General features: G+C 38.2%; 16 protein-coding genes, 1 tRNA gene and 1 pseudogene. 14 read left to right on the top strand and 4 right to left on the bottom strand.

All coding sequences use genetic code 11. From position 1 onward, the window contains the following. Positions 1-442 precede the first annotated feature (442 nt). The 3 genes from ACSVDH_RS27540 (at position 443) to ACSVDH_RS27530 (ending at position 6,149) form a co-directional block, all read left to right on the top strand. Positions 443-1,720, top strand: a complete 1,278-nt coding sequence (locus ACSVDH_RS27540; RefSeq protein ID WP_299093904.1) for an ABC transporter substrate-binding protein — start codon at positions 443-445, stop codon at positions 1,718-1,720. A gap of 104 nt (positions 1,721-1,824) precedes the next feature. Then, complete coding sequence (locus tag ACSVDH_RS27535; protein ID WP_439250711.1) at positions 1,825-4,956, top strand: beta-galactosidase; 3,132 nt, start codon at positions 1,825-1,827, stop codon at positions 4,954-4,956. A gap of 107 nt (positions 4,957-5,063) precedes the next feature. Beyond that, positions 5,064-6,149: a LacI family DNA-binding transcriptional regulator gene (locus ACSVDH_RS27530; RefSeq protein ID WP_439250710.1), complete on the top strand. Its 1,086-nt coding sequence runs from the start codon at positions 5,064-5,066 to the stop codon at positions 6,147-6,149. 410 nt (positions 6,150-6,559) lie between these two features. On the opposite strand, the gene ACSVDH_RS27525 is transcribed toward ACSVDH_RS27530, so the two are convergent. Next, positions 6,560-7,975, bottom strand: a complete 1,416-nt coding sequence (locus ACSVDH_RS27525; RefSeq protein WP_439250709.1) for a NucA/NucB deoxyribonuclease domain-containing protein — start codon at positions 7,973-7,975, stop codon at positions 6,560-6,562. Between the two features lie 643 nt (positions 7,976-8,618). Between ACSVDH_RS27525 and ACSVDH_RS27520 the strand changes: the two genes are divergently transcribed. The 3 genes from ACSVDH_RS27520 to ACSVDH_RS27510 all read left to right on the top strand — a co-directional run bounded on the left by ACSVDH_RS27520 (position 8,619) and on the right by ACSVDH_RS27510 (position 10,376). Continuing rightward, complete coding sequence (locus ACSVDH_RS27520) at positions 8,619-9,335, top strand: sulfite exporter TauE/SafE family protein (protein ID WP_439250708.1); 717 nt, start codon at positions 8,619-8,621, stop codon at positions 9,333-9,335. 212 nt (positions 9,336-9,547) lie between these two features. Continuing rightward, positions 9,548-10,012, top strand: coding sequence for a Clp protease N-terminal domain-containing protein (locus ACSVDH_RS27515; protein WP_518617447.1), 465 nt, complete (start codon positions 9,548-9,550; stop codon positions 10,010-10,012). A 1-nt stretch (position 10,013) separates the two neighbouring features. Continuing rightward, positions 10,014-10,376 carry a GNAT family N-acetyltransferase gene (locus ACSVDH_RS27510; RefSeq protein ID WP_439250707.1) on the top strand — a complete coding sequence of 121 codons (363 nt, stop codon included), beginning with the start codon at positions 10,014-10,016 and terminating at the stop codon, positions 10,374-10,376. Positions 10,377-11,252: 876 nt separating this feature from the next. Here ACSVDH_RS27510 and ACSVDH_RS27505 read toward each other — a convergent pair. After that, positions 11,253-11,585 carry an Ldh family oxidoreductase gene (locus tag ACSVDH_RS27505; RefSeq protein WP_439250706.1) on the bottom strand — a complete coding sequence of 111 codons (333 nt, stop codon included), beginning with the start codon at positions 11,583-11,585 and terminating at the stop codon, positions 11,253-11,255. Positions 11,586-11,890: 305 nt separating this feature from the next. Here ACSVDH_RS27505 and ACSVDH_RS27500 point away from each other — a divergent pair, with 305 nt between their 5' ends. The 8 genes and pseudogenes from ACSVDH_RS27500 to ACSVDH_RS27465 all read left to right on the top strand — a co-directional run. After that, positions 11,891-12,259 (top strand): hypothetical protein, encoded by a 369-nt coding sequence (locus tag ACSVDH_RS27500; RefSeq protein ID WP_439250705.1) that lies wholly within the window; start codon positions 11,891-11,893, stop codon positions 12,257-12,259. Positions 12,260-12,493: 234 nt separating this feature from the next. Further along, complete coding sequence (locus tag ACSVDH_RS27495; protein WP_439250704.1) at positions 12,494-13,177, top strand: RraA family protein; 684 nt, start codon at positions 12,494-12,496, stop codon at positions 13,175-13,177. A gap of 18 nt (positions 13,178-13,195) precedes the next feature. Continuing rightward, positions 13,196-14,074, top strand: a complete 879-nt coding sequence (locus ACSVDH_RS27490) for a prephenate dehydrogenase/arogenate dehydrogenase family protein (RefSeq protein ID WP_439250703.1) — start codon at positions 13,196-13,198, stop codon at positions 14,072-14,074. Between the two features lie 81 nt (positions 14,075-14,155). Then, positions 14,156-15,508 (top strand): TRAP transporter large permease subunit, encoded by a 1,353-nt coding sequence (locus tag ACSVDH_RS27485; protein ID WP_439250702.1) that lies wholly within the window; start codon positions 14,156-14,158, stop codon positions 15,506-15,508. 18 nt (positions 15,509-15,526) lie between these two features. Next, positions 15,527-15,802: a hypothetical protein gene (locus ACSVDH_RS27480; protein WP_439250701.1), complete on the top strand. Its 276-nt coding sequence runs from the start codon at positions 15,527-15,529 to the stop codon at positions 15,800-15,802. Between the two features lie 81 nt (positions 15,803-15,883). Then, a complete protein-coding gene (locus ACSVDH_RS27475; RefSeq protein ID WP_439250700.1) occupies positions 15,884-17,041 on the top strand; it encodes an MFS transporter in 1,158 nt (385 codons plus the stop codon). Positions 17,042-17,112: 71 nt separating this feature from the next. Beyond that, positions 17,113-17,967, top strand: coding sequence for a MurR/RpiR family transcriptional regulator (locus ACSVDH_RS27470; protein ID WP_439250699.1), 855 nt, complete (start codon positions 17,113-17,115; stop codon positions 17,965-17,967). A gap of 728 nt (positions 17,968-18,695) precedes the next feature. Next, positions 18,696-19,093, top strand: a pseudogene (locus ACSVDH_RS27465) (hypothetical protein); the annotation flags it as partial. Positions 19,094-19,923: 830 nt separating this feature from the next. Here the strand turns inward: ACSVDH_RS27465 and ACSVDH_RS27460 are convergent. Further along, positions 19,924-19,997: transfer RNA gene (locus ACSVDH_RS27460), tRNA-Gln, on the bottom strand. A 28-nt stretch (positions 19,998-20,025) separates the two neighbouring features. Beyond that, entirely contained in the window at positions 20,026-20,352 is a 327-nt protein-coding gene (locus ACSVDH_RS27455; protein WP_439250697.1) for a hypothetical protein, read from the bottom strand. Positions 20,353-20,410 lie beyond the last annotated feature (58 nt).

The following is a 20,410-nucleotide window of genomic DNA, read 5'->3' as shown; positions in this document are numbered from 1 at the left end:
AAAATTTAGAAATACGCCGATAAATAAAAAAAAGCGCTGATAAAATTAGAAATACGCCGATAAATAAAAAAAAGCGCCGAAAAATTTAGAAATACGCCGATAAATAAAAAAAAGCGCTGATAAAATTAGAAATACGCCGATAAATAAAAAAAAGCGCTGATAAATTTAGAAATACGCCGATAAATTAAAAAAAGCACCGATATATTTTAAATTTCGCCGATAAATTAAAAAAAGCGCCGATAAAATTAGAAATACGCCGGTAAAATTAGAAATACGCCGGTAAATTAAAAAAAGCGCCGATAAAATTAGAAATACGCTGATAAATAAAAAAAAGCGCCGATATATTTTTAAATTCGCCGATAAAAAGATTTTTTAGCTGATATTTAAGTAAACCGATCGGGGGACAGCCCCAAATAAAAGACCATGAAGGGGGAAGTATGGGATGAAATTGAAGAAGCGTTTCACTTTATTTGTAAGCGTTTTACTAGCATTCGCACTACTGCTGGCAGGGTGCAGTGAGAGCTCTGGAGGGTCTGGAGAATCATCAGATGGGAAGAAAACAACGTTAAGAGTGCTGGTTTGGGGGAATGGGCCGGAAGAATTAAAAGGTGAGGAAGAAATTTATGCGAAGTTTGAAGAGGAAAACCCGAATATAAACGTTGAGTTGATTCATGCTCCTTATGATCAAGTGATGGATAAATTCGTCACCATGTCGGCAGGCGGAGATCAGCCGGATTTAGTTTGGCTGCAGAGTGCCTATTTGCCTGGGTTTGCAGAACAAGGCCTGCTGATGAAATTAGACGATCTTATTGAAAAGGCAGGGATCAATAAAGAAGATTGGCTTCCTGGCGGCGTCGAGATGGGGACTTGGGATGAAACGATCTATGCCCTGCCAAGAGATATTATTTCCCACCACATCGTCTACAACAAAGATATGTTTGATAAAGCGGGAGTTCCTTATCCTCAAGATGGATGGACATGGGATGATTATGTAGAGACGGCCAAAAAATTAACAATCGAAGAGAATGGCAAAATTGTTCAGTTTGGTTCTGCAAGCTACTCTTGGGAAGAAGCTTTAGTTGAAAACGGTGCTGCGAAGTTCTCTCAGGATGGTTCAGAAGTATTAGTTGATTCACCTGAAGCAATTGAAGCTATTCAATGGGCAGCAGACTTAAGCAATGTGCACCATGTCTCACCGACTGCAACAGAATCACAAGGTCTGGGCGATTTATTCCTTGCAGGAAAAGCAGCCATGGCGTTTACCGGTCCATGGAACTGGAGACCTTACACAACGGAAGGCAAGTTTAACTGGGATATCGTTGAAGTTCCAGCAGGAAAAGCAGGAAATAAATCACAATTACTAGGCTTGCCGATTGCGATTGGGGCAAATACGGAGCATCCTGAAGAAGCATGGACGCTGCTTGAATACTTAACACATGGCGGCGGTCAAGAAATCCAGTCAGAAATCGTTGGTGCCTATCCTTCCGTTAAGAGTGCGACTGAAAAATTCTCTGAGGGAGAATATGCTCCGGCAAATGTCGACACGGTGCATCAGGCAATGGAGGAAAATACAGTGGTCACGCCAAACTTCCCGACATACTCTGAAGCGATGAATACACTGCAGCCTGTTATCGATCAAATTATGAATGGGGAAGTAAAGGCAGAAGATGCGCTTCCAAAGGTCGCTGACAAAATACGGAGCCAATTAAATATGAAGTAAATGGAAAGAGAGGAGAACCTTTCGAATAAGGGGGTTCTCCTTTTATTCAAAAATTAAAAAATTTTACTCTATGAAACTATTTCATAACACCTAGGAGGTTACAAATGGGCAGGTCGCTTTTATTTTATGATCAATCGTTTCCATATGCAGGGGTAAGACCCAGCAATGAGGTTTTTATGAATTTATCCAAACAATTCACAATCGTCTCTGCAAATGAGCTGAAGGAGCATTTAGATTCTAGCAAATTTGATTGCTTGATTCATCTTCATGGCGCTTATTTTCCCAAAGAATGTTGGAGTGCGATTCTATCATTTTTGAAAAAAGGCGGGAATCTCCTTCATATTGGCGGTGCTCCCTTTAAACATCCGGTCTATCAGGAAAATGAAAGATGGGTAGTAGAGCAGGCGCAAACAACTTATCATCAAAAGCTTTTGATACATGAAGCTTTACCAGTTGATGTAACGGGCATAAAACAACATAAACATCATCGGGATATTCCATTGTTCGAAGGAAAAGAACATCTTTTCACAATCGAACCTACATATGGGTTTATTCTTCATGTCACGAGACATTGTGATACGCCAAAGGAAATGGGCTCGGCTGGACCAATGGATGCTCACATTTATCCTCTGCTAAAGCTTGTCTCGGATGAAGGACGGGAAGTGGGAGCCCCAGCTGTCTTATTGGAATATACAAAAGGTGATTTTGCCGGGTGCCGGATGATGTTTATCAATCAACCATTACAGGAACAATTTTGGACGAATAATGGAAGTGAAGCATTAATTGAATGGGCAAATTATTGTGCTCAAGGGGTAACAGAGGTGTGGCTGAAATCCAACTATGCGTCCTATGATGCAGGGGACAGACCGACGATCACGATCCAAACGCAGTCATTAAGGAGAAAAGATGGGCTTGCTCCTAAGGAATGGACGTTTGACCTGACCGTTAGGAAGAAGGATGCCCCAAATGAATTGGAATGGAAAAAAACGCTACAAATCGAGACAACGAATCAATTTCAACGAACTCGGATTCCTGTTCCAATTCATGTGGAAAAAGGAATGTATGAGGTAGTTTGTGAGGCTAGGTCCCAAACGGGTGAAAAACGTATCTTTAAACATGGTTTCTGGGGTTTTGATGATCATCTATTGAAGGATGGAAGCCCTTTAAGCTGTGATCGCGATTATTTTTGGAAGGATCAGCGCCCTATGCCGATTGTCGGCATGACGTATATGACGTCTGATGTAGCAAGGAAATTTTTATTCCTACCGAACCCGGCTGTCTGGGACAGAGATATGGCGCAAATGAAAAAGGCTGGGATCAATTTCATCCGCACAGGGATCTGGACAGGCTGGAGAAAGATCATGTTCGAGGATGGTCATGTCCATGAAGAAATCCTGCGCGCGATTGATGCCTTTATTTTAACAGCGAAGAAACATGAGCTTGAAGTAACGTTTACCTTTTTTGCGTTTACCCCGGAAAACTGGGAAGGGGCAAATCCATATTTGGATCCAAGAAGTGTCGAAGCGCAGAAACGATTTATTACGACTATTGTATCGAAGCATAAAGAGACAACAAATGTCCATTGGGATTTAATTAATGAACCATCGATGTTTGACCCTAATCGCATCTTTTCCGGCCCGCGGTCTGCTGGAGACCGGTTTGAGAAGGCTGCTTATTGTGAGTGGGTAAAGAATCGCCATGGGACGATCCGGAATCTCCAAGAAAAATGGAATATGACACCTGATGAATTACCAAGCTTTGAGGCAGCAGTCCCACCGGAGCCGAGTGAGATTAATTTTCATATTCAGGATATGGGAACGGAGAAGAAGGGGACAAGGTGGCTTGACTACTCCCTATTTACGATAGACATGCATAATCGTTGGGCAGCGGAGCTTACATCTGCCATTAAAGCGATAAACCCAAATCAGCTTGTAACGGTTGGCCAGGATGAAGGACTTGCAGGTGGGCGCCCATCGCCATTCTTTTATGAGGAGGTCGTTGATTACACAACTGTTCATTCCTGGTGGCATATGGATGCCCTTGTTTGGGACGGTATTTTTACCAAGACGCCTAACAAACCAAATTTGGTGCAGGAAACAGGCATCATGTATGTCGAAACGCCGGATGGACGTGCGAAAAGGTCTGAAACAGAGTTGCGAAATATATTGGAGCGCAAGTATGCCTATGCTTTTGCAACAGGCGGAGCCGGGGCCGTTCAGTGGATTTGGAATACAAACATTTATATGGATAATATTAACGAATCAAATATCGGGGCCTTACGAGCAGATGGAACGGAAAAGCCGGAAGCGAACGTTTCCTATGATTTTGGCAAGTTTATCGAGGGAATTCGCGACTTGTTTGTCGGAAGAGAACTTGAAGATGTGGCCGTCATTTTTCCTTATTCCAATGACTTTTCGAATCGGAAAGTAGCCTATGACGCCACAACCACCTTAACGAGAATTCTCACATATGAGATGAAGGTGCCATTCCGTGCACTTGGTGAATACCATGTCGATTCTCTATGGACAAATCCACCTAAACTCCTTATTCTTCCTAGTGCCCATAATGTGAGTGATCAGGCATTTAAGAAAATCGTAGAGGCTGTAAAAGAGAAGGGAATCACCTTACTGATGACAGGACCTCTTGGGCTTAACGAGTATTGGCAGCCGACTAGCCGTCTCATTGATGAGCTTGGTCAACGAACGATCTCCAATGTAGTTCGTGAAGAAATGCTAAGACTTGAGGGGGAGCTGCTCCCGGTTTCATTTGGTGCCAGCAGAATTGCCGAACTGAATAAGGAAGTAGTGATGGATGAGAACGGACATCCTTCACAAGTAACGAATATCCATGAAATCCAAATTGGAACAGGATCGCTCATTTGGTGTCCGTTGCCAATTGAGTTGAATGAACGGAAGGACACGATGAGAAAAATGTATGACTATGCCTTAACAAAGGCGAACATTCATCGTCCATTAAAGTGGCATGTTGGTGGTGATTTGCCGGGAATCTATGGACGAAAAATGTCCTTCAGAGAAGGAGCCCTCTTTGTCTTTACATCTGAATATGCATGTGATACTGAGATTGAGGTAACAGATACAGCGACAAACATGACGTACTCCTTTACACTGGAGAGTGAAAGGTCAATCCTGTTTGCGGCAGATCGATCAGGGAGAATTGTCGGAACCTATCGTCCAAATGAGGTCACGATTCAATCTTCCCCATATGTACTGGCATAATCCAAAGCTGCAATCTAGATAACCATTTTGTTAGGTTTGATTGAATGGTATAATAACAACGATTAGTTTCAGAAACGGATAAAATCCCCTTGGTTGGAGGTGGTAGAATGGCACGCAAAGTAACCATGCAGCAAATTGCAGATTACTTGGGGGTATCAAAATATGTCGTTTCAAGAGCACTTTCAGGTAAGAGTGGTGTCAGCCATTCAACCAAGGAGAAAGTGTTTCAAGCCGCATCACAATTAGGTTATTTCGCTCAAAAAAACATGAGTGTTAATTTTGACCATCTGGAGAAGGAAACAGCTTCAGAAATCGAGGAGCAAAAAGAGACCGTATTAGTGTTAATGCCGAATATCCGTCATCAAACGAAAGAATCTTCTTATTGGGGCAGAATTGTTGACGGAATCTCTGCGGAATTAGAGCGGAATGGATTTGGATTAGTAATTATTACAGAAAATACGGTCAAAAGCATCGCAACGATGATAAACCCAAACGGTTTGCTTGGCGTCATCGGAGTAGGGGTTGTATCGACTTCGCTTCTATTAGAGGTTCATCAATTAAACATCCCAATTATCTTAGTGGATCATGAGGATCCTCTCATTCCAACAGATACAATTTTTAATAATAATTTTGATTGCAGTGCCATGCTGACAAATTATTTAATCGGATTAGGCCACAACAACCTATGCTTTGTAGGGGATATCGACTATTCCCGAAGCTTTTTTGACCGCTGGCTCGGATTTAGGAGTGTATTAGAAGCAAATGGTATTTTTCATCATCATCCTGACTTGTTAACCTCAGTAAAATTTTCCGCAAATGAGGATATTAAGCAGCAGATAACAGAGTGGATCCAGGGAAAACCAGTGGATCAATTACCGACAGCCTTTGTTTGTGCGAACGATTCGATTGCATTAAGTATCATTTCTGCTTTGGATGAACTGGGGATAAAAGTACCTGAGCAAATCTCGGTTACCGGATTTGATAATATTAAGGAGTCCTACCAAACAAGCCCGAATTTAACAACTGTAAATGTAGCGAAAGAAGAGCTTGGAAAAAGGGCGGTTGCGATGCTGATAAGCCGGCAAAAAAGCAAGGACTCCCCAACGGAAAAAATTTTATTGTCCGGTGTAATCATGCATCGTGAAACATGTGCTCCGGTAAGAGCGGAGAAGGGTGTAGAACATTCGAAGTGAAGTGGAAAATCATATAATTGAGGTGAAAAAATGGAGTAAGCTGTTAAAGTGCTCCATTTTTTATTTGCATATACAACGTTAAAAACCTAGCTAATCTTCACAAGTGAAGGGTGGATTACTTTCATGGAGAATGGAACAAGCTGTCGAAAAAGGTTTAAAAGGGGTAAAATCATACCCTGGATTACTATTAAAGTCAAGGGCATATATTATACATGTCTAATATAATAAAACCCTATAAAATCAAGGGATTTTCACCTTTAGTCTAGATAAATTCAAAAGCAACAGGATGTAAACTAGGAAAATGGCCAGACAAAAAACGCAACCAATTAAAGATTGCGTTTTACAATTCCATTTATATGTGAGTGACTTTTATGAATTGAAGCCAACATACTCTTTAATCCAAATATTAATTACTCTCTAAATCCTATATAAAATGAATCTTTGTGTAAAATTCGATTATATGCATACCATGCTGCAAGCCAGCGCCCATGAGTATTGTTTGCATCTCTGGGAATGTATCGTACAGAAAACCTGCCATCACCCTTGCCAGCTCCTTCATATGTGCTGGCAAATGGAAATTCATCACATTCATATCCTTCCGGTTTATTAAGATTCTTACATGCTTGATTTTTGGCATTGGTATTCTTGTTATATTGTTCTCTGTCATATGCAGAATAAATTCGGGTGAGTGGAGGCTTAGGCTCCTTCCCTGGGATTAAGCTTCCTTCTGAGGTCAAGGCGTCTTTATGATGCTGAAAAGCTTCTTTCATAATAGTAAAGTACGGATCATTCATATCATAGGTAAAGGTCGGAATGAAATTCGCAAAGATAGCCCCTTCTCTTTTAGAAAAGCCAGGAGTAAACAGATAATCGGCTGAGTCCATTCGAATGGTTTCTTTTGGACCATCGTTTGTGAGTGGAGGATATTTTTGGCTAGGCGGATCTACAGTTATTCTTGGCCACATATCCATGTAACTTACCTGATCCTTATTATTATTCGTAATGGGTGGGGCTTCAGATGTAATATAAAACTGGTAATGACTGCTTGATTCCCAATTTGCCAATGTTCTTGTGACATTTTCATCCGCACCAATACAATCACGGGTTTCTGAAATACCGTCACATTCCGTGCTGAGGGTAACTTTGGAACCTCGCCGCCATCCCTTGCTGTCAAAGTCTGAATCAATATCGTCTATTGTATAATTGTAAGTAACTCCCCGAAATCCGTTATATCCATTTGCAATAACGGTTACTCGAAAGGCAACCCAGTCACAACCAAATGGAAACCAACTTGGACCACATCCGGCTGGATCGCTATACACAACGTAGCTCGACCAACATTGAGAATAACGGTTTTTAATCCAACCTGATGCTGCCTTTTCATTCTCCACACAGGAATCAAATGTTATATCATCGTACTGAAATGAAGGGGGGGTCCAATCATCTCCATCTGAAGCAGTAATGGAATTCGCCATAACAGAATCTTTTCCCTTATCTGTCCTTTCCTCCATTATCGTAACCGCATTTTTCTTAACCTCTGAATTCATTTGCTCCAGCGTTTGTTCTCTTGGGCTGTGCTTTTGACTTGATATTAGCCCTAATGTTTCCGGAGATTTCCCTTGTTTCAGTTGGCTAATAACTTCATCTGCTTTTTTGGGATCACTCGTTGGAATAAAATATAATTCTGGTTTTGCTTGATTGATTTCATTTTTTTCTTTTTCCGTAACTTCTGACGAGGAATTTACTTTAGCCTCCATTTCAACTGGAGCAGCAAAAAACATGCATAACGTGAAAAGTAAGGCTACAAATTTGTAGTACTTTTTCATTATCCTTCCTCCATTTCTTATTTCCAAAAAAATTTCAGTATGAATCCTCGCACCATGCTAAATAACTTTTTTCATTACTCCAAAACAGGAACACCATTGTTTTCATTTTCTTTTGCGTTTTTTTGCATTAACACTTTCATTAAATACAAGTACTGGAATAACCTAAATTAATAATTTCCATTTTTTATCACCCCCATGAGGAAAAATATTACAAAATTATCATATTATATATAAAATAATTTCATAAGGGGATAAATTACTGAATATTCCTAATTTATTTCTCCATATCAGAACTTTCTACATATCACAATTTGCTTAGAGTTTGTTTTCCACCAAAAATTGTTGATTTGAAATAGAGTCGTGATGTTTATAAAAAAGTTGCGAAGCTTTTCCCTGCACCGTTTTGAAATAATCGAACCGTTTGTAAATGTTTGATCAAAAATCCTGTATTGCAGGATTTTTTTATTCAGCAAACGGGCCTAGATAATGGAATAAGGGTTTAAGGAAATCTGTTTAGTTTAAGTTAAAAGACAAAGGATGATTAATTTATTAAATATATTTATAGTCATTATTCGACGTCACTCAGTGGAGATTATATTTTATAATTGAAGAATATAACAAAATCTGAGAAGGTGTTAGTTTTATGGAAGATTGGATAATACTTGTCTTTATTGTTCTTTTAGCTTCATTATTGCAAACAAGTACTGGCTACGGCTTTTCTATTGTTGGTACACCCTTTTTGTTATTAATCTATCCGGGTCATACAGCTATACAAATTAATATTATACTTTCACTTTGTCTTTCTATTTTCATGATTTTTAAAATTGGAAAAGAAGTAGACAAACCTCTGTTAATTAGACTGATTAAAGGAAGTATTATGGGGCTAGTTTTAGGGATCTTTATTTATCTTTATTTAGATATTCAATTGTTAAAGATTGTAGTTGGCGGGCTTATCCTCATTTCAACGGTATTGCTTATTTTAAAACTAACTATACGTCAAACAAAAAACAGAGACTTTTTGGCTGGGGGAATCTCAGGGCTGTTAACTACGAGTATAGGTGTACCTGGACCACCTCTACTGCTGTATTTTTCCGGTGTTGGAACTGATAAAGCAATTCTTCGAAGTACTACCTTAGCCTACTATCTCTTTGTATATTTCATCAGCTTATTCATGCAAATATTGTTTGGTGGTACTAGTAAAGAGGCTTGGATTTCATCCCTTGTTGCAGTACCTTCCCTTTTTGTTGGAATATTGCTCGGGCAGTTATTATTCAAATGGATTAGCCAAAAAATTTTTCGATTAATAACGTACATAATCCTTCTTTTTACAGGGGGCTATTTGTTGGTAACTAGCCTTTAATTATCTTGCAAACCTTTTAACGGTACTTAGTAACCAGCTTTTTTATCATGAAAATTGTTCGTTTAGTAAGATCAGGGTAAAAAAGTAAATAACTATTATTTTGAAGCTTTATAATTCCGGCCGGAAAAAGCGACTTTACGTCGTTGAAAGTAAAGAATTAAATCACTTAAAAGGGTGAGGTAAAACTGGGAAATTTTAATTTCACTAATAGAATGTTAAGAATAATAAGAAATGCAGAAAACGAGGCTGAAGTTTCTAAAAGGAAAGTGTTAAAGCCGGTACATTTACTTTTAGCCTGTTTAAAGGAAAAAACAGGTGTACTTGGGGAAATATCTTTGAAAAGCACGTTAGACGTATCTTCTTTAAGGATTCAGATTGAGGAAATGGATCATTTAATAGATCAAAAATTGACTAGCAGTTCCCTTTTTAATGTTACCGTAACTGAAGATGTTATAAAGGTGTTTGACGTAGCCAATAGTTATATGGAAAAATACAACCAAGTCTATCTAAATGAAGGTCATATTCTTAAGGCATTAATAAAAACTAATGTGATTGATCGTTTTTTAACCGATGAAAACAAGCAGATCATTTTAACTCTTGGTACTACCTCGCGGGATATGATTACACATCTTGGCAATTACACCCTTCCCAAATATAAATTCGCAGCTTGTTCGTAAAGTGAAGTATAACGATTTAAATAGACTTGTTAAGTTTGTAGAACATAATTTTTCATATGAATGGTCACAAACTATAAAAGATGGTTTTTTATTAAGTGAACCTTCGATATATATAGCTACAGATACTGAAGGAGAAATAGTTGGTTTTGCTGCTTTTGATGTATATAAAAATAAAAAATGCTATTTTGGTCCTATGGGAGTATCAATGTCCAATAGGATTAAAGGGATTGGTTATTCATTACTACATCAATGTTTAAAAGATATGAAAGATATTGGTTATGAGTATGCCATTATTGGTGAAGCCGGACCAATAGAGTTTTATGAAAAGGCGTGTAATGCAGTTGTAATTCCATCGGCATATTAAATGACAATTCTTATACAACCAACAGCAAAAATAGGATAGATGATCTTCCACTAAAAGGCGCCATTCTTGAATATGAAGGCGTTTTTTTTTCTAAAGGTCAGCAAGTTTTTTAGTAAGGAATTGAGGGTGATTTTATAATAACTTTAACTAAGGCAGTTGAAGAAGGTATTTCATTAAAAAAATTGAATAATATGTAAAACAAAAAGTCTATTTGAGATATTAATAGAGATATTGAGTCAGGGAGGGTCTGATGAGAAGATTAAATGTGCTAATATTTTTACTTTTACTGTTAGTAGGTTGTCGTTCTACACCGTTTGGTGGTCAAACAATCATAGACTGGGTTGATTTCATTAAATGGAATGGAATAGAGTACAATGGTATATATTCGGGAGTTTTAGCTGACGAGAAATTTATTGGTGAAAAACTAGGAGAAGTAAAGTTTAAAGTAGCAGATAATGTCACTTATCCGGGCTACAAAACAAAAGATGGAGATGCTGCATTCCACGAGAAAGGAACAGAAATTTATAAAATCAAAGGAAACCCCGATTTACTAGCATTAAAGGATAAAAGTGCAATACACGGTTATCGAGTTTATTATGCAATAGATGAAAATGAATATCGATGGCATTTTAAGAATGTACCCATTGAAAAAGTAAATGTAATTGAGATTCATCAATCCTATACACCTATAAAAAAGAATACAGAGTTTAAAGACATAGATGAAGTGAATACTTTACTGAAAATCTTAAACAACAGTAAAGAAAATTCCAATTTTCAACCCGATAGATCAAAAGGCGACCCTACTTATTATGAAATCATTTTATATACAGACGAACCTATTGCATACAAGTATGATATACAGTTTGACGGAACTACTTACTTTTGGCATCCATGGGAAACTTCGATTTTGCCGAATGAGATTTGCATCCCTTTTGTGGCAAGAACAATACCGACGCCGCTTCCACCATCTAGCAGCACACTGGACGGTGTTTCTTTAACTACATTGATTTCTGTTTGCCTTTTCATGATGCCAAGATCGAGCCGTTTCGTATAAATGTCGACCCGGCTAACCCCGTGGGAATCAATGCCTCTTAAATTCGCCAGCACAAGATGACGTGATACAATACCAGCCTGTTCTTCATTTAGGCCAGCGGCTTGAAAAATTTCAAAAACGCACTTTTCAAGATCTTCTTTCCGAACAGTAATCAATTTTCACCCTCCTATTTTTAAAGCGTTTTCAAAAAGGTGTTTACACAAGAAATAAACGGTGTTACTATAATTTCACAAAAGGAATAAATATTACTTCGTTAAAGAAAGTTGTTATTTTTACAACTAATTTTCTTTATATATTAACTGACGAGTCTTAATTCGTCAATAAACCTCTAGAGATAATACAGGAAAAAGTAATAACAGCATGGATTAGTGCATGGAAAAGCAGTGTATACCGTTATTTAGAGGATATACCCGGTTTTTCCTTTTCTTCCTATAGATTAATGGATCATGTTGATGATGTTATGTATTTTGGCATTCCATTGGCCGAAGGAGCTGAAAAAAGGTGGAGGATCAACATCGACTGGGAATTCTTAATCCCGTTATTTTTATTACATGATATTGATAAACCGCTTCTTCTTAATGTAGAGAATGGTGAAATCAAGAAAACAAAAGCAGCATTTGAATTTCCGCATGGTGTCCTCGGAACTATGCTGGTAAAAGACCTGGGATTTTCAGATAAAGTGGTTAGTGCGGTGGCAACACACGCTACTAGCAGCCCGTTTCATTCTTCCACAAGGGAAGCTTATATATTGCACTATGCGGATCTTTTTGCTGCGGATCATGCTTTAATACTCGAAAACAAATTACCGTACTACCAGAAATTAAAGTAAGAAAAAGATTCGGGCTATTATTTAGACCGAATTTTTTTATGTAGAAAAGCAAAAATGTCAGAAAAAATATTTACTTTGCCTGTTATAGATGTTACGATGTTTTTATTAGTAGTAATAAATATTACAAAGTTAATTTTGTTAGTTATTTTTACTACAATAGCAGCATTTGTTTTTTTAAATACAATTTGAAACCGTTCTCAGTTGTTTGAAATCATTTGAAAGGGGAGTTTAAAAATGAGTTATACAGAACCGCTTTTATCACCGAAAGTAGTCGAACGCGCAAAAAAACTGAATACCACACTGATCTCAGATGCAATGGGGTGTACCGGGTCCATGCACTATACGGTAAAACCGGTAGCTCCTGGCATGAAAGTAGTTGGAACCGCTTTAACAGTAGACATGAGAGCCGGTGATAACCTTTTCCTGCATCAAGGTATTTACTGTGGCGGTGAAGGCTATGTTCTTGTGGCAGATGGAAAGGGATACACGGAAAATGCATACATGGGAGAATTAATGGCTGGAGCGGCCAAAGCAATTGGCCTTGAAGGAATTATAATTGATGGCTTTGTTCGAGATAAAGAAATGCTTGGTAAAATTGGCTTACCGATTTTTGCAAAAGGATTTATTCCAAATGGCCCTTTTAAAGATGGACCTGGAGCCATTAACACTCCTATTTCCTGCGCTGGGGTAGTAGTTCATCCAGGAGATTTAATTATTGGGGATGAAGACGGTGTCGTTGTCGTTCCTAAAGACAAAGTTGAGGAAGTTCTACACAAAGCAGAAAACAAATTTGCATATGAAGAAAAGCGACTTCAGACGATTGCAAATTACGAAGAAAAACGAAAACAAGGAAACGCAGATGGAGTCAGCATAGCCCCCCCATGGTTAGAAGAAAAGATAAAAGAATTTGGGTTTTAAGGGGAAAGGAGAAAGAATATGCATTTAGGATTTATTGGATTTGGAGAAGCAGCATTTGAATTGGCATCAGGATTAAAACAGCAAGGACTAGAAAAGATGACGGCTTATGATCCACTATGGAATATGCCAGCATATAGCGAATTGATATTAAATCGAGCAGCAACAGCAGGGGTAACAATTGTTCAAACGCCAGAGGAAATTTTGCGACAGGTAAATGCTGTAGTCGTTGCGGTGCCCGCAGATAAAGCACTGGAAGTAAGCAGTCAGTTAAAACCATATTTACAAAAAGATATTTTATATATAGATGTATCCGCCTCTAATCCTGATGTAAAGAAGAACATTGCTAAAAACGTTCAAGAAAAAGGCGGCAAATTTGTTGACGCTGCAATGATGGGCCCCCTCCCTTTATACAAACATAAAGTTCCTATTTTAGCAAGCGGTGATGGAGCAGAAGTCTTTGTAGAAACCATGCAGACTTTTGGCATGAATATCACCAAAGTCAGTGAGGTGCCCGGAGAAGCAACAGCCGTGAAATTAATTCGCAGCATCTATATGAAGGGTATTGCGGGTCTTTATATTGAACTCCTTGAAGCAGCACACGAGTTCAATGTGGAGACACTAGTTATTGATTCACTCAGTGAAACAATTAATGGCCGGACATTCGAAGAAACAATGAATCGACTTGTTACTGGCACAGCTCTTCATGCAGTCAGACGATCTGTAGAACTTAGTGGAACAATTGCGATGCTAGATTCTGCACATATTGATTCCTCTATGTCAAAAGCAGCAAAGGAAAAAATTGAAAAGCTTGCTTCTTTAAATTTAAAAGATAAGTTTAAGGGGGAGAAACCCGAACACTGGCTTCAAGTAATTGAAGCTTTTAAAGTAATAAACTAAACACATGAGGTGAATGATTACGGCTGCCGGCGATGCCGGTGCCGTATACCGTAATAAATATTATGTGAAAAGAGGTGCCTTATGGGTATTGGAATTTGGGCGTTACTTGTATTTATCGGAATCATTGTGTTCTTTAATCTTGTATTAAAACGAAATATTGCTGAAGCAATGCTTGCAGGCTTTATTGTAACCGCTTTATTTGGTGGTGCTCAAGCACCGGAGTTAATGTGGAATGGATTAGTTTTTGCAGCTACTAATGATGTCCTATATGCTTCAGTAGCCTTTGTATTCATGGCCTATGTAATTGACAGAACAGCAGTTATTGCCAGCCTTATCAAAATTCTCAATTCCCTTCTCGGGCGTCTTCCTGGAGGAGCGGCTTATGTTGATACAATAGCATCAGCTGTGATGGGTACGCTGGCTGGTTCTAATTCAGGAAACACGGCGACAACGGGTGCTATCACAGCCCCATGGATGGTAAGGTCTAATTTTAGCAAAGAACTGTCTGCGACAATTGTTGCAGGTAATGGCGGTCTCGGTGCTGCACTGCCTCCTAGTGCGTCGATGTTTATCATGCTCGGCTTCGCACCGGTTGCGGCAGTAGTTTCCGAAGGAGATTTGTATGTTGCCTTATTTATTTCAGGTGTTTATCAGGTAGTTTATCGAATCTTTTTAATTATGTATTTCGTGAAAAAAAATAATATTAAAGCTATTTCACCGGATTTTATACAGCCTCTTAAAGAGTCTTTACGTACGGACTGGAAATCAACATTAATTTTTTTAGGTGCTTTAATTCCGATTATAGCGACTATCGGACCGCTTGCTGAGAGCTTTGCAGCAAATCCATCTATAGGAGAAAGCGCCCTTGAAAGCATTTCACTTATTACATGGATTCCCATTTTAATTATTATTATTAGTTTTATGGTCGGCTGGGCGCACCTTCCTAAAACAAAATCTGACTGGTCTAATTTTTTAAACAATTCAATTACCCGCTTTTCAACAATAGGAGCCCTTCTTGTCTTTGCATACGCATCAAGTCAGGTATTAACGGATTTAGGGCTTCCAGAAGATTTATCGACCCTGATGGGATCACTAGCAATCTCTAAGTGGCTTATGGTACTACTTATTGGTTTACTCGTTGCACTTGTAGCTGGACCACTGTCTTCAACTGCCACCTTAACAGCTATTGGAATGGTTGCTTTTGCAGGAATGGTTTCTGCTGGAGTTGACCCATTACTTGCAGTCGTCGCAATTCTAGTATTTGCTTCAACGGAAGGTGCTTCTCCACCGGCTTCCGGTTCCATCTTTATCGCGGCATCTTTAGCAGGAGCGCAAGCTGAAAGAACATTTATGCCGCTAATTGTATATTATGTCCTTCCAATTCTATTAATCGGTTATTTAATAGCTATGGGCATTCTTCCGGTTCCAATGTAAAAGAGAGGAGTAGAAATGATGAGAAATATTATTGCTGCTTTATTTAAAACTTGCCTTGTCTTGTTTTTATTAGGAGGTACATGCCTTGTTTTTGGGCAATTGGGTGGTTTGTTTCTGCAAAATGGTGATATGGTTATCAAAACATGGGACATTTTTGCTAATCCGACTTTTACGATTAGCGCTATTGGCGGCATACTCGGCTTTATTTTAGGGTATTTCCCTAAAGAAAAAACAGATGAAGTTGATTTGTATTCTTCAGACGAGTTTAGTGAGGAAGTAGAAAACGTACGCTGATTAATAGATTTAGGCAGACAGTCCAACTGGATACGTCTGCTTTTTTCTTTTTCCTGTATGTTGGAAAGGAGCCAGGAAAGAATGAAAAAAAGAAGACAGTTTAATTCATATCTATTCTTTACATGCACAACTCTCTATATGATAAGTATTGCAGGCAGCAGACCTCTCATTCCATTATATGCCAACAACTTGGGTGCCAGTCATATGGAAGTTGGAATTTTAGTGTCCTTATTCTCTTTTTTACCGCTCTTTGTGTCTATTCAGTTTGGGAAATTGATAGACCGTGTCGGCATTAAGAAACCTTTAATAACAAGTATTATGTTAGGAAGTATGTCTCTGATAACATTGTTTTTATTTGGCAATATAACAGGAGTTTATCTATCACAAATATTTTCCGGACTTTCCCAGTTAGTATTTGTATTGTCGATGCAGGCATATTCAGGGCAGTTTTCAAAAAGCAAACTTCGTGAATACTATATCTCGGTTTTTAGTATTGCTGTAGCAACGGGCAGTTTTATTGGCCCATTAATAGCAGGTTTTTCATCTGATTTATTCAGCTATAATTTTGCATTTTTATTATTAGGAATTCTATTAATCTTTATGCTTCCATTGTCTTTTGTATTTAACGGTAAAAAAAGAATAGAGAAGTCATCGCGGAAAAGAACGAGAAATGCCTTTGGTCTGCTTCGAATCTATGACTTGAGAAAGGCGGTGCTGGTCAGTTCTATCGCTCTGCTTTCAAAAGATATATATATCGCCTTTTTCCCCTTACTTGCATCTGAAAATGGGCTCTCCGCTTTTGTTATTGGCGTTATTGTATCGTTAAATGCAGGAGCCGGCATGCTGATACGTGGCTTTTTGCCATGGATTTCTCAGCATTTAAAGCGGGATGTTATTATGACCCTTTCGATCCTTTTGGCTGGTCTGTCTTATCTTTTACATCCCGTTGCAGAGCATATTATATGGCTCACTATTTTGTCTCTTCTTTTAGGATTTTGTACTGGAATTGCTCAGCCGCTTTCTATCTTTGCCACAATCATTGCACTGCCTAAAAACCGTGTAGCGGAAGGTCTGGGATTGCGGCTGACATTTAACAAATTGACTCAAATCATTGTACCGTTTTCGCTAGGCACAGCTTCAAGTTTTATTGGAATGTCTAGTGTATTCTATATATGTGGAATGATTATTTTGACTGGTACTATTAATTTTCAAAAAGTAATTTTTACAAAAAAAGAATAAGGTGATATTATTTTTTTAAGAGCTAATAGGTGAAAAAATTACAACATTTGATGTCTATTTGGAGAGATAATATGGAAAATCCAATCATTAAACTGCAAGAAAAAATTTCAGAACTGACGGAAACACAAAAGAGAGTAGCAGACTATATTATTAAACACCCGCTTGATGTGGCCTTTTTGACAGTGGATCAATTAGCAGGCATTGTTGGTACAAGTACAACAACGATTATGCGCTTAACTTTTAGTCTCGGTTATACAGGATACACAGAATTCCAAAAAGGGCTCCAAGAGATATTACGTAATCGTGCTGCCCCACAAACACGACTTGAAGCTAATATAAAAGGAATGGGCGAGGACAATTTATGGGGGCAGTATGCAGAAAGCCAGATCAACAGCATTCAGGATACCATGAATATGATATCGTCTGAAGTCCTTGAGGAGACTATTGAGAAAATTATATCTGCTGAACGTATTATCTGCACAAGTGTTAGGAGCGGTCTGCCTGTGGCACAATACTTAACACATGGACTTAACCGGCTTTTGGGGAATACACAACTAATCCTCTCAGATGTAAGTGATTGGGTAGATACTATCGTGAATATGTCAAAAAACGATTTGGTTATTGCCATAAGTTTTCCGCGATATGCAAGGAGGGTTATTGACTTTGCGGAAATAGCAAAGGGGAACGGAGTACAAGTTATTTCTATTACCGATAGTTACTCGTCACCACTAGTGAAGTACTCTGATTTAATTTTACCTTGCAATTCCAGCAGTATCGCTTTTCATAATTCAGCGGTATCATCCATGTTTGTTGCCGATTATTTAGTCAGTGCCATTGCTATCAATTACCCAGAAAGAACCAAGGAACGTCTCGATAAAGTAAATGAGATTTTAACAAACATGAATTATCATTCCTTAAATGAGTAATCCTTAATTAAGATGAGGTATTACTTAATTTTTAAAACAAGTAATTTCATTTTCTAATTTTTATCTAGTGTAACTCTAATAATGTAAAAGCTTTTTAAACTATAGTAATTTAGAAAGTTTCTTTCCTATCAAGAGCAGGTTACTTGCTCTTCTTTTTTATTTAGTTCGGTCTATAGTTTCATTTCAATTTAAACAAACCTTCGTTAACTCAATAAGAAAAGGCTGCAACAACGACAGCACTGATCTTCTACTCTTGCTAGCCGGAGTTATTATATAAAATTACATTATATTGTAAATTAACTTAAAATTTCCAAAAATATATATCAATATCAAGAGGGAGCCAACAAAAAATGGACCGATCAGTAGGGGAATCACTCCTAAAGCATTTGGCTTTACATTGTAATGAAACCACCACCATTTTTTCTTTTCTGCAATAATACTTCCTCCGAACAGATAGAATATGATGAATACATAGGAAGGAATCTTTTTATTGATTTGATTCTAAAAACGGTATAGATAACATGGAAGCAATTTCATTAGTAGGACATAGTTATTTTTCCTATTCATTATTAAAACCACCTTTTGATATATCAATGTATAAATTTTGCGTAAAGGGTATAGATGTATACAATTAACAAATAAATTATCTTACATGAAACTTAAAAAATGCTACAGTTCAGTTATTGAGCACTATTAAATACAAGGTCTTGTTTTCAAGGGGGTAAAACATGGATGACATTTCACCGAAAGAAGCGGTGTTAAAGGTGAAACGGTGGCCTAAAGATACCATAGCGGCGGGGTGTCGTCATACCGTTGGGCTTAAATCGGACGGCACGGTAGTTGCTGTGGGTGATAATAAATATGGCCAATGCGATGTAAGCGGCTGGCGCGATATGGTGGCGGTCGCGGCTGGTAATGTTCATACAATCGGTCTTAAATCTGACAGTACTGTGGCGGCTGTAGGTTGGAATGAGTTTGGCCAATGTATAATGTAAGTGATTGGCGCGATATGGTGGCGATAGCGGCGGGTTGTGCTCATACTGTCGGTCTTAAATCGGACGGCACGGTGACGGCTGTGGGTGATAATGAATATGGCCAATGTGATGTAAGCGGCTGGCGCGGCATTCAAATGCCCAACAACTAGTTTTTAGGTAAAAAGGATACAGTTTCTGCAGCTAATAAATCCAAAAAAAGGATTAAATATAAAAGGTAAAAAATTATAGTTGTTCATCAGTGAATCCCTTACCTGAATCCTTGGAGTTATTATTACTGCTGTTGCTTGGTTCATTTTTCACTGCATTTTTTAGTTTAAAAGGACAATTAAAAACAATTACTTTATCTATTTCTTCTATTGGCCTGTTATTTTTATTAGTCGTATTTATTTTCGTTATTAGTATGATGTTGTTTGGTAACTTTGGGACATAGAGATCTTCGATTCGAAGATCTCTTTTTAGTATCTAGAATTGCGATTATATAAACAAGATTTGTAAACAGTATTCATTTTATACTGGAGGATCTTGTTCAACTAAAAAACCACCTAAAAGGTGGTTTCAGGAGTGCAGCAAATATGTTCTACACCAGAAAGTATAAAATTTGAACTTAGTTTTAGTGTCTAGCTCCAGGCGCCATCGGCTCTAAGGTCTAGTCAATTCGGAATTGAAGGTAAAGAAATCCCTTCTATTCCGATTCGCCTTATGCTTGTCGCCGAATGCTTAGCGCCTTGCGTTTTTCTTAAAAGGAAAGAGAGTATAAAATTTTGTACTTAGTTTTAGTGTCTAGCTCCAGCGCCTAGCCTCTAGAGGTCATAAGCCACTCATGAATTGAAGGCAAAGAACGCCTTCTATTCATGAGCGTCTTATTTGCCCTAGGCTGAACAAGGCGCTTGCGCTTTTCTTATGAAATTGGGAAAACTGTCTTAAATTCATTATATGTAAGAAATTTTATTAGGTGAAAGTTTGGCTGGACTAGCTGGATTCGAACCAACGATCACGGAGTCAAAGTCTGTTGCCTTACCACTTGGCTATAGTCCAACAAAATCCCCTTTGAAGGGGATAAATATTATTGGTAACGGTTTTGTTGATTTTGTTGTTGACCTGAATTTTGTTGTACTTGAGATGTAGCTTGGGCTTGCTGAACTTGTTGTTGTGCCTGTTGAATCTGCTGTTGTGCTTGTTGTAATTGTTGCTGTTGTTGTGCAGAAACTTGAGCCCCTGTTTGGTTTTGTACTTGTTGTAGTTGTTGCTGTGCTTGTTGAAGCTGTTGTTGTGCCTGCTGCAGTTGTTGTGGATTTGCACTTGCTTGAGCTGATTGAATAGCTTGTTGTGCTTGTTGAGCAGCATTGATCGCTTGCTGAAATTGTTGTTGATTCTGATTATTTTGTGTCATTATTAAAAACCTCCTGCACCATTCACCATATTTGCTAAAGGCTAACCTTCAACGCTAT

Source organism: Metabacillus sp. Hm71, assembly GCF_051842955.2.
Classification (GTDB): domain Bacteria; phylum Bacillota; class Bacilli; order Bacillales; family Bacillaceae; genus Metabacillus.
The sequence above is the reverse complement of the archived record's forward strand: the minus strand, read 5'-3'. Positions and strand labels throughout refer to the sequence as shown.